The organism is Streptomyces otsuchiensis, assembly GCF_004305975.1.
GTDB classification, from domain to species: Bacteria; Actinomycetota; Actinomycetes; order Streptomycetales; family Streptomycetaceae; genus Streptomyces; species Streptomyces otsuchiensis.
Genome location: NZ_BHZI01000252.1, coordinates 1 through 8422 on the forward strand (window position 1 = coordinate 1; position 8422 = coordinate 8422).

General features: G+C 75.6%; 7 protein-coding genes and 1 pseudogene. 4 read left to right on the forward strand and 4 right to left on the reverse strand.

What is annotated here, in order from left to right; genetic code table 11:
- On the forward strand, positions 1–683 hold a 683-nt coding region (locus E0D90_RS20600; RefSeq protein WP_130799584.1), incomplete at its 5' end, for an ROK family protein.
- 63 nt (positions 684–746) lie between these two features.
- Here E0D90_RS20600 and E0D90_RS20605 read toward each other — a convergent pair.
- A complete protein-coding gene (locus E0D90_RS20605) occupies positions 747–1490 on the reverse strand; it encodes a GntR family transcriptional regulator (protein ID WP_130799585.1) in 744 nt (247 codons plus the stop codon).
- Between the two features lie 183 nt (positions 1491–1673).
- Here E0D90_RS20605 and E0D90_RS20610 point away from each other — a divergent pair, with 183 nt between their 5' ends.
- Both E0D90_RS20610 and E0D90_RS28015 read left to right on the forward strand, forming a co-directional pair.
- Positions 1674–2429, forward strand: a complete 756-nt coding sequence (locus E0D90_RS20610; RefSeq protein ID WP_130799586.1) for an SDR family oxidoreductase — start codon at positions 1674–1676, stop codon at positions 2427–2429.
- 267 nt (positions 2430–2696) lie between these two features.
- Positions 2697–3353 carry a GNAT family N-acetyltransferase gene (locus E0D90_RS28015; RefSeq protein WP_438827422.1) on the forward strand — a complete coding sequence of 219 codons (657 nt, stop codon included), beginning with the start codon at positions 2697–2699 and terminating at the stop codon, positions 3351–3353.
- On the opposite strand, the gene E0D90_RS20620 is transcribed toward E0D90_RS28015, so the two are convergent.
- A complete protein-coding gene (locus tag E0D90_RS20620) occupies positions 3289–4575 on the reverse strand; it encodes a trans-sulfuration enzyme family protein (RefSeq protein ID WP_130799588.1) in 1287 nt (428 codons plus the stop codon). The two genes, E0D90_RS28015 and E0D90_RS20620, sit on opposite strands and share 65 nt — an antisense overlap.
- Before the next feature lie 59 nt (positions 4576–4634).
- Here E0D90_RS20620 and E0D90_RS20625 point away from each other — a divergent pair, with 59 nt between their 5' ends.
- On the forward strand, positions 4635–5159 hold the full coding sequence (locus E0D90_RS20625; protein WP_103500560.1) for an Lrp/AsnC family transcriptional regulator: 525 nt from the start codon (positions 4635–4637) through the stop codon (positions 5157–5159).
- Here the strand turns inward: E0D90_RS20625 and E0D90_RS20630 are convergent.
- Both E0D90_RS20630 and E0D90_RS20635 read right to left on the reverse strand, forming a co-directional pair.
- A complete protein-coding gene (locus E0D90_RS20630; protein ID WP_130799589.1) occupies positions 5121–8135 on the reverse strand; it encodes an AAA family ATPase in 3015 nt (1004 codons plus the stop codon). The genes E0D90_RS20625 and E0D90_RS20630 overlap by 39 nt on opposite strands.
- Positions 8132–8422: pseudogene (locus E0D90_RS20635) on the reverse strand (exonuclease SbcCD subunit D); the annotation flags it as partial. The gene E0D90_RS20630 and the pseudogene E0D90_RS20635, both read right to left, overlap by 4 nt.

Sequence of the window (8422 nt, forward strand, 5' to 3'; positions counted from 1 at the left end):
CGCCGGGGATTGTCGGGGCGGGCGGTTCGGTGCGGCTGTGCACGGCGTTGCCGGGGTGGACCGGACTGCCGCTCGGTGAGCGGCTGCGGGAGCTGCTGGGGGTTCCGGTGCTGCTGGAGAACGACGCCAACGCCGCGGTGCTGGGCGAACGGTGGTCGGGTACGGCGGTGGGGTGCGGCGATGTGGTGATGGTGCTGGCGGGGCTCAGCCCGGGAGCGGGTTCGCTGATCGGCGGGCGGCTGCACCGCGGCCATCACGGGGCGGCCGGGGAGATCGGGGCGCTGCATCTGCTGGGGCGGGAGCTGACGCCGGAGCATCTGCTGTCGACGACGGGTGAGCCGCTGCATCCGCTCGACGAGGCAGCGGTGGCGGCGGTGTTCGCGCTGGCGCGTTCCGGTGACGCGCGGGCGGTCGCGGCGGTGGAGCGGTTCACGCAGCGGCTGGTGCACGATGTGACGGCGCTGGTGCTGGCGCTGGACCCGGAGCTGGTGGTGATCGGCGGCTGGGCGGCCGGCCTGGACGACGTGCTGACCTCGCTGCGACGTGAGCTGCGGATGTACTGCCTGTGGACGCCGCGGATCGAGCTGTCGGCGCTGGGCGAGGCGGCGGTGGCGACCGGGGCGCTGCGGCTGGCGCTGGACCACGTCGAGGCGGAGCTGTTCGAGGTGTCCACGCCGGCCTGACGGTGTGTGAGCCCCGGGCGCCGGAGGCGAGGAGCGGCGCGGCGGCCGGGCGGGAGGGCCCGGTCAGCCGGCGAGCAGCGAGGCGGCGCGCTGGTTTCCGATGGTGAGGCGGCAGGTGTCGGCGCGGAAGGTGGCGACGCCGACGGCGGCGGCGCGTCCGGCGGCGAAGTACTGGGAGGTGACGACCAGTACGGGCGCGCCGGGGAGCCGGCTCAGCCGGCGGGCCTCGTCGTCGGTGGCCGAGCCGAGTTCCACGGACCGGTCGAGTCCGTCCAGTTCGAGGCGGTGCAGCCGGCGCAGGATGTGGCGGCCGCGGTCGGCGCCCTCGGCCGGGACGGCGCCGGGCAGTTCGCCGAGTGAGGCGGCGGGGACGTAGAGCTGCTCGGTCGCGACGGGCTGGCCGTGGGTGACCCTGGTGCGGTGCACCGTCTCCACGGTGGCTCCGGGGGCGATGCCCAGCAGCCGGGCGATATGGGCGGGGGGCTCGGTGACGGTGCGGTCGGTGACGGACCAGGCGTCCCCGGCGGCACCCGGCCAGGTGTGCTGGGTCGGGGTGACGTCGACGCCGACCCGGGGCGGGGCGACGGTGGTGCCCACTCCGCGCCGGCGCTGCAGTCGGCCTTCGAGTTCGAGCTGCTCCAGTGCCTGCCGCAGGGTGGCGCGCGCGACGCCGAAGCGTGCGGCGAGTTCCCGTTCGTTGGGGAGGACCTGGCCGACGGAGAACTCGGTGTCCAGCGCCTCGGAGAGCACCGTCTTCAGCTGACGGTGCTTCGGTTCGGCGACCTGCTCGGCGTGTGTGGTCCCCACCCTTGCCTCCGCGTGAGACGGGCCGGCGGGACGACCCACGCCGGGTTATGAAAGGTTCTTGCGTATATGGGGACGATAGAGCGAGCGGTCGGGGTTGGTCAAGACCAATCCGGCCGAGGGCCGACGGGAGGCGCTCGATAGCATCGCGGTGACATGTCGCGATGCGTACGAAGGAGGGCCACCATGAGCGGTTCGACGGCGGTGACGGTGGTGACCGGTGGCAGCCGGGGCATCGGTGCGGCGGTCTCGCTGCGACTGGCCCGCGAGGGGCACCGGGTGGCGGTCGGCTACACGCGGGACTCGTCCGCGGCCGACGCGACGGTGCGGCGGATCACGGAGGCCGGCGGCTCCGCGGTCGCGGTGCGGGCGGACGTCAGCGTCGAGGAGGACGTGGAGGCGCTCTTCGACACCGCCACCGAGGAGCTGGGGCGGGTGACGGGCCTGGTCAACAACGCGGGGGTGACGGGCCTGCTGGGGCGGCTGACGGACACCACGGCGGAGACCATGCGCCGCGTGCTGGACGTGAACGTGATGGGGACGCTGCTGTGCGCCCGGCGCGCCGCGCGCGAGATGTCGACGCGGCACGGGGGTGCGGGCGGCGCGATCGTGAACATCTCCTCCGGCGCGGCGACGCTGGGCAGCCCCGGGGAGTACGTCCACTACGCGGGCTCCAAGGCGGCCGTGGACACGATCACCGTGGGGCTGTCGAAGGAGCTGGCCGAGGAGGGGGTGCGCGTCAACTCGGTGCAGCCGGGGATGATCGTCACCGACATGCACGCCGCCATGGGCGACGCGCAGCGGCCGTGGCGCAACAAGGACCGGGTGCCGATGCGCCGGCCGGGCGAGCCGGAGGAGGTGGCCGGCGCGGTGGCGTGGCTGCTCTCCCCCGACGCGTCGTACACCTCGGGCGCGGTGCTGCGGATCTCGGGCGGTCTGTGAGCCGCCCGGAGGCGGCGCCCGTGGGGTTCGGCCGGGAGCCGTGCGCACAGTAGGGTTGAGCTGACGACCTGTCAGAAGTGTCGCGTCGTCCCGGGGATGCCGTGCGAGCGGTCCGGGGACGGCGTCGCGGTCGCCGGCAAGGGGGCGGGCGGCGCACGGGCGCCCGCTTTGTGGTGCCCGCCTTCTGTCGGTCTGCCGGAAAGATCCTTAACTTACCGGTCACAGGACGTTGGTGGCCGCGCAATACCGGGGGGTGAAAGTGGGGGCATGAGTGATTCCTCCGCGTTCCGACGGCTGACCCGTTCACGGCGACCCTGGCCCGGCCGGGCTCCGGGCTCCGGGGCGACCCGCCTGTGCCGGACCGTGGCCGGACCGGTCCGGCCGGAGGAGGACGGGCGCGCGCGGTCGGCCGGTGCGGCCGGGCCCGCCGGGACCACCGTGCGGCCGGCCGGCCCCGACGACCTGGAGGCGGCACGGGCGCTGCACCGGCGCTGCTCGGCCGAGACGCTGGTGCGGCGCTACCACGGTCCGCCGGGTGACGCCGACCGCTATCTCTCCCATCTGCTCGGCCCGCACCACGGCCGGTCACTCGCCGCCTGGTCCGCCGACGGCGAACTCGTGGCCCTGGGGCATCTGTTGTGGGACGGCGACGACGCCGAGGTGGCGCTGCTGGTGGAGGACGGCTGGCAGCGCCGCGGGGTGGGCGCGGCGCTGCTGCGCGAGCTGCTGGCGCTCGCCGTGCGGTCGGGCAGGGACACGGTCTACGCCGTGACCCAGTCCTCCAACACGGCCATGGTGCGAACCCTGCGTTCGACAGGGCTGCCGCTGGTCTACGACCGGTCGGAGGGCACGCTGGTGGTCACGGCGCGGCCGGTACGGCGGGAGCAGCCCGCCGCGCTGTCGCTGCCGCGTCAGCGGCGCTGAGGGACCGCTCCCCCGGGCGCGACGCGCCGGGTGCGGGTGCGGCGGCGGCCGGGGGCGTGGGCACGGTGGTCGCGGCGGTGAGGGCCGCGTCGAGGTCCTGCCACAGGTCCTCGGCGTCCTCCAGCCCGACCGACATGCGCAGCAGCCGGTCGCTGATGCCGCCGGCCTCGCGGTCGCCGGGCGCCACGATGCGGTGGCTGATCGATGCCGGGTGCTGGATGAGCGTGTCGACGCTGCCGAGGCTGACGGCCGGGGTGATCAGCCGCACGCCGGAGATGACGGCGTGCGGGTCGCCGTCGACCTCGAAGGCGACCATGGCCCCGCCGACCCGCGGGTAGTGGACGCGGGTGACGCGCGGGTCGGCCCGCAGCCGCCGCACGAGTTCGGCGGCGGTCGCGGACTGGGCGCGGACCCGGACCGGCAGGGTGGAGAGGCCGCGCAGCAGCAGGTAGCCCGCGAGGGGGTGCAGGACTCCGCCGGTGGCGAACCGGACCTGGCGCAGCGTCCGCGCGCTCTCCTCGTCGCAGGCGACGACTCCGCCCAGCACGTCGCCGTGCCCGCCGAGGTACTTGGTGGCGCTGTGCAGCACCAGCCGGGCGCCGTGTTCGAGCGGGCGCTGGAGTACGGGGGTGGCGAAGGTGTTGTCGACAAGCAGTGGTGTGTCCCCGCAGGCGGTCGCCAGCGCTGCGAGGTCCAGTTCGGCGAGGGTGGGGTTGGCCGGTGTCTCGGCGATGACCAGCCCGGTGTCGGCGCGCAGCGCGCGGCGGACCGCTTCGGGTTCGGGCTCGGCCCAGGTGACCTCGGTGCCGAGCAGTCCGCTGTCGAGGAGGTGGTCGCTGCAGCCGTACAGGGGGCGGACGGCGACGACGTGGCGCAGCCCGGCGGAGGCGCGGGCGAGCAGCACGGCGGAGAGCGCGGCCATGCCGCTGGCGAAGGCCACGGCGGCCTCGGAGCCCTCCAGCCGTGCGAGGGCCCGTTCGAAGCGCGCGGTGGTGGGGTTGTCGAGCCGGGCGTAGACCGGCGGGCCGTCGAGCTGCGCGCCGGTGGCGGCGAACTCGTCCAGGCGGGCGGCCTCGCCGCGGCTGTCCGCGCAGGGGTAGGTGGTGGACAGGTCCAGGGGTGCGGCGTGCACTCCCAGGGCGGCCAGGTCCTCGCGGCCGGCGTGCACGGCCTCGGTCGTCAGCGAGCGGGCGGGCGCCGGGGTGGCGGGCAGTGTGTCCATGGCGGCATTCTGAACACGGCCCGGGTCCGGCGGGGCGTGTGCCGTGCTACGTTCGGCCGATGTCCGATTCGCTGGTCCTCGATCCGGTCGATCTGGAGATTCTCCGGCTTCTGCAGAACGACGCCCGGATGACCTATCGCGATCTGGCGGCGGCGGTCGGGGTGGCGGCTTCGACGTGTCTGGACCGGGTGGCCCGGCTGCGGAGGGGCGGGGTGATTCTGGGGTACGAACTGCGGGTGGATCCGGCGCGGTTGGGGCGGCCGCTGGAGGCGCTGCTGTCGGTACAGGTCCGACCGCACCGCAAGGAGCTGATCGGCCCGTTCGTGGAGCGGGTCCGGGCGCTGCCGCAGTCGCGGGCGCTGTTCCATCTGACCGGTCCGGACGACTATCTGGTGCATGTCGCGGTAGCGGGCGCGGCCGGGTTGCAGCGTCTGGTGCTGGAGGAGTTCACAGCGCGGCGGGAGGTGGCGCGGGTGGAGACGCGGCTGATTTTCCAGCGGTGGGAGTGCGGCCCGGTGCTGCCGGCGTCGGCGGCCGAGTCGCGGTCAGCGGTCGAGGGGGACGGCGTGGTGGCGGACGGTTGATCCGTCGCTGGTCTTGAGGACTTCCAGGCGTGCGGGGACACGGGCCCTCAGTTCGGGGACGTGGCTGACGATGCCGACGGTCCGGGACTGTTCGCGCAGGGAGTCCAGCAGGTCGAGCACCTCGTCGAGGGTCTGCTCGTCGAGGGTGCCGAATCCCTCGTCGATGAAGAGGGTGTCCAGTCGGCGTCCGCCGGACTCCTCGGCGACGGTGTCGGCGAGGCCGAGCGCGAGCGCGAGGGAGACGATGAAGGACTCACCGCCGGAGAGGGTGGCGGTGTCGCGGTCGCGTCCGGTCCAGGCGTCGGTGACCAGCAGTCCGAGGCCGCTGCGGGCGCGTTTGGCCCGGGTGTCGGTGTGGGTGAGGGTGTAACGGCCGCCGGACATGCGGTGCAGGCGGGCTCCGGCGACCTGGGCGACCTGTTCGAGGCGGGCTGCCAGGACGTAGGTCTCCAGCCGCATCCGGTAGCTGTTCTCGGCGGTGGTGCCGGCGGTGAGCTGGGCGAGGCGGGTGACGCGGTGGGCGTGGTCCCGTAGGGGGGCCTGCCGGCGGAGCGCGGCGGCGAGTTCGTCGGAGAGGCGGCGTAGTTCGCTGACGCGGGCGGCCGCCGCCGCCTCGGTGGCGGTCGCGGCCCGCAGGCGGCGCAGCGCCCGGTCGGCGGCGGCCTGGGCGGCGGACGGGTCGGCCGGGGGCAGGTCGGCGGCGCGGGCGGTGGCGAGGTCACCGAGCACGGCCGCGACAGCGGCCTCCTCCGCGGAGTGGTGGTCGCTCTCCTGGCTCAGGGCTCGGCGGTGGTCGTCGGGAAGCAGTGCGGTCGCGGCGTCGTCGGGGGTGGTGAAGCCGGCCCGGTAGGCGGCGTCGGCCGCCTTGCCGTCGGCGTCCTTGCGCCGGTCGGCGGCGCGGTCGGTGGCGTGCGCGGCGTGGGCGGCGCGCTCCAGGCGGTCGGCCAGTTCCTCCAGCGACCGGGCTCGTTCGGCGACGCTGGCGGCTCCGGCGCGGGCGCCGGCGCTCTCGGCGTCGAGTTCGGCGAGGTCGGTGTCGAGCGCGGTGCGGCGGGTGGCGCGGGCCAGTGAGCGTTCGCGTGTCTCGACGAGCCGTGCGGTGAGGGTGGCGTGGCGGCTGTCGGCGGTCGCGAGGTCGGAGGTGGCGCGCTGCTGCTGGTCGGCGGCGGCGCGGGCGGCGGCGCGTTCCTTCTCCAGGCGGTCGACCTCGGCCGCGAGTTCCGTGTGGTCCCGGCCGTCGGCGAGTTCGGTGAGGGCGGTCAGCTCCTGGCGGGCGGTGGTGACGTCGCGTTCGGTGTCCTGGCGGTGCGCGGTGGCCCGCTGGTGGGCGGCGAGGGCGTGTTCCTCGGTGGCTCGGTCGGCGCCGGAGGCGCCGGGGCCGGCCGGGCGGGGGTGGTCGGTCGCGCCGCAGACGGCGCAGGGTGTGCCGGGGGTGAGGGTCGCGGCGAGTTCGGCGGCGAGGCCGTCGAGGCGCTCTTCGCGGACGGCGAGCCAGTGTTCGTGGGCGGTGACGGCGTCCTCGCGTGCGCGGCGCGCGGTGGCGGAGAGGTCGTCGAGGCGCGCGGTGATCTCGGTGGCGCGCCGGGCGGCGGCGAGCCGGTTCCGGGCGGGTTCCAGGCGCGCGGTGAGGGTGTCGGCGCCGGCCGCGCGGTCGCGGACGGTGTCGAGGTGGGCGCGCAGGACGGTGCGGCGTTCGGTGGTCTGCGCGAGCTCGCGTTCGGCGGTGCGCAGGAGTTCGCGGTCGGCGGCCTCGTCGGTGTCGAGCGCGGCGCGTTCCGCGCGGAGCCGGTCGGCGCGTTCCTCGGCCCGGTGGGCGGAGCTGAGGGCGCCCAGTTGCTCGCGGGTGGTGCGGGCGCGGCCGGCCAGTTGTTCGGCCGCGGCGTCGGCGAGTTCGCGGGGAAGCCCGTTCCGGGCGGCTGCCTCGGTGGCGCGGGCGGTCCGGAGTGCGGCGCCGGCGTCCTCGCGCAGGTCGAGTGCGGGGGCGACGGCTTCGGCGGCGCGGGACCGTTCCAGCCGTGTGCGGAGGGCGCCGATGTGTTCCTCGCGCTGCCGGAGGGTCTCGGCGCGGTGGTGGGCGCCGGCGTGTCGCTGCTGGAGACGCGCGGTCTCGGTGGCCTCCGCGAGGTCGCGCTGGGCGTTCGCCTGTTCCCGCTCGGCGGTCTCGGTGGTGAGGACGGCGCGCTCGTGGTCCTCGCGGGCGGCGCACCGGGCGACGGCGGCGTAGGCGAGCGCGGAGTCGGTGCGGGCCTCGTCGCGGTGGTCGTCGGTGTCCGGTTCGGCGGCCCCCGGGGGCGGGGCCGGGTCACCCGCGGCCTGCTGGACGCGCTGGAGGAGGTGGTCGACGGCACGGTCGGCGGCGCGGAGCCGGTCGAGGGCGGCGGCGCGCCCGGTGGCGAGGTGGTGTTCGGCGGCGGCGAAGCGGCTGGTGTCGAAGAGCCGGCCGAGGAGCTTGGCGCGTTCCTCGGCGTCGGCGCGCAGGAAGCGGGCGAAGTCGCCCTGGGGCAGCAGCACCACCTGGCAGAACTGGTCGCGGTTCATGCCGAGGAGGCGTCCGACCTCGTCGGCGATCTCCTGGTGGGACCGGCTCAGTCCGCGCCAGCCGGTGTCGGGGTGGTGTTCGCGCAGCAGGCTGACCGCCTTGTCGCGGGTGAGACCGGTGCCGCGCTTCTTGGGGCGGCTCTGGTCGGGGCGGCGCGTGATCTCCAGGCGCCGTCCCTCGACGGTGACGTCGAGGACGACCTCGGTCGCGGTCCGCGGGTCGGCGTGGTGGCTGCGCAGGGCGGTCAGGTCGTTGCGCCGGGTGCCGGGGACGGATCCGTACAGGGCGTAGCAGACGGCGTCCAGGATGGCGGTCTTGCCCGCGCCGGTGGGGCCGTGGAGGAGGAAGACCCCGGCGGCGGCGAGGGTGTCGAAGTCGACGCGTTCGGTTCCGGCGAAGGGGCCGAACGCCGTGACGGTGAGGCGGTGGAGCCTCATGCGCTGTGCTCCTCCGGGCCGGGCCGGTCGGCGGTGCCGGGTGTCCGGGCGGCGTCGAGCGCGTCGTCCAGGAGGGCGCGCTCGGCGTCGTCGGGCCCCTGGCCGGCGCGGACGTGCCGCACGAAGTCGGTGGCGATCTGCTGGTCCGTGCGGCCGCGCAGCCGTTGGGCGTAGGTGAGCGCGCCGTCGCCGGGGGCCGGGTCGGGGTCCAGGACGAGACTGATGAGGTGGGGGTACCTGCCGCGGAGCCGCGCCATCGGTTCGGGGGGCCGGGCGGGGTCGGTGAG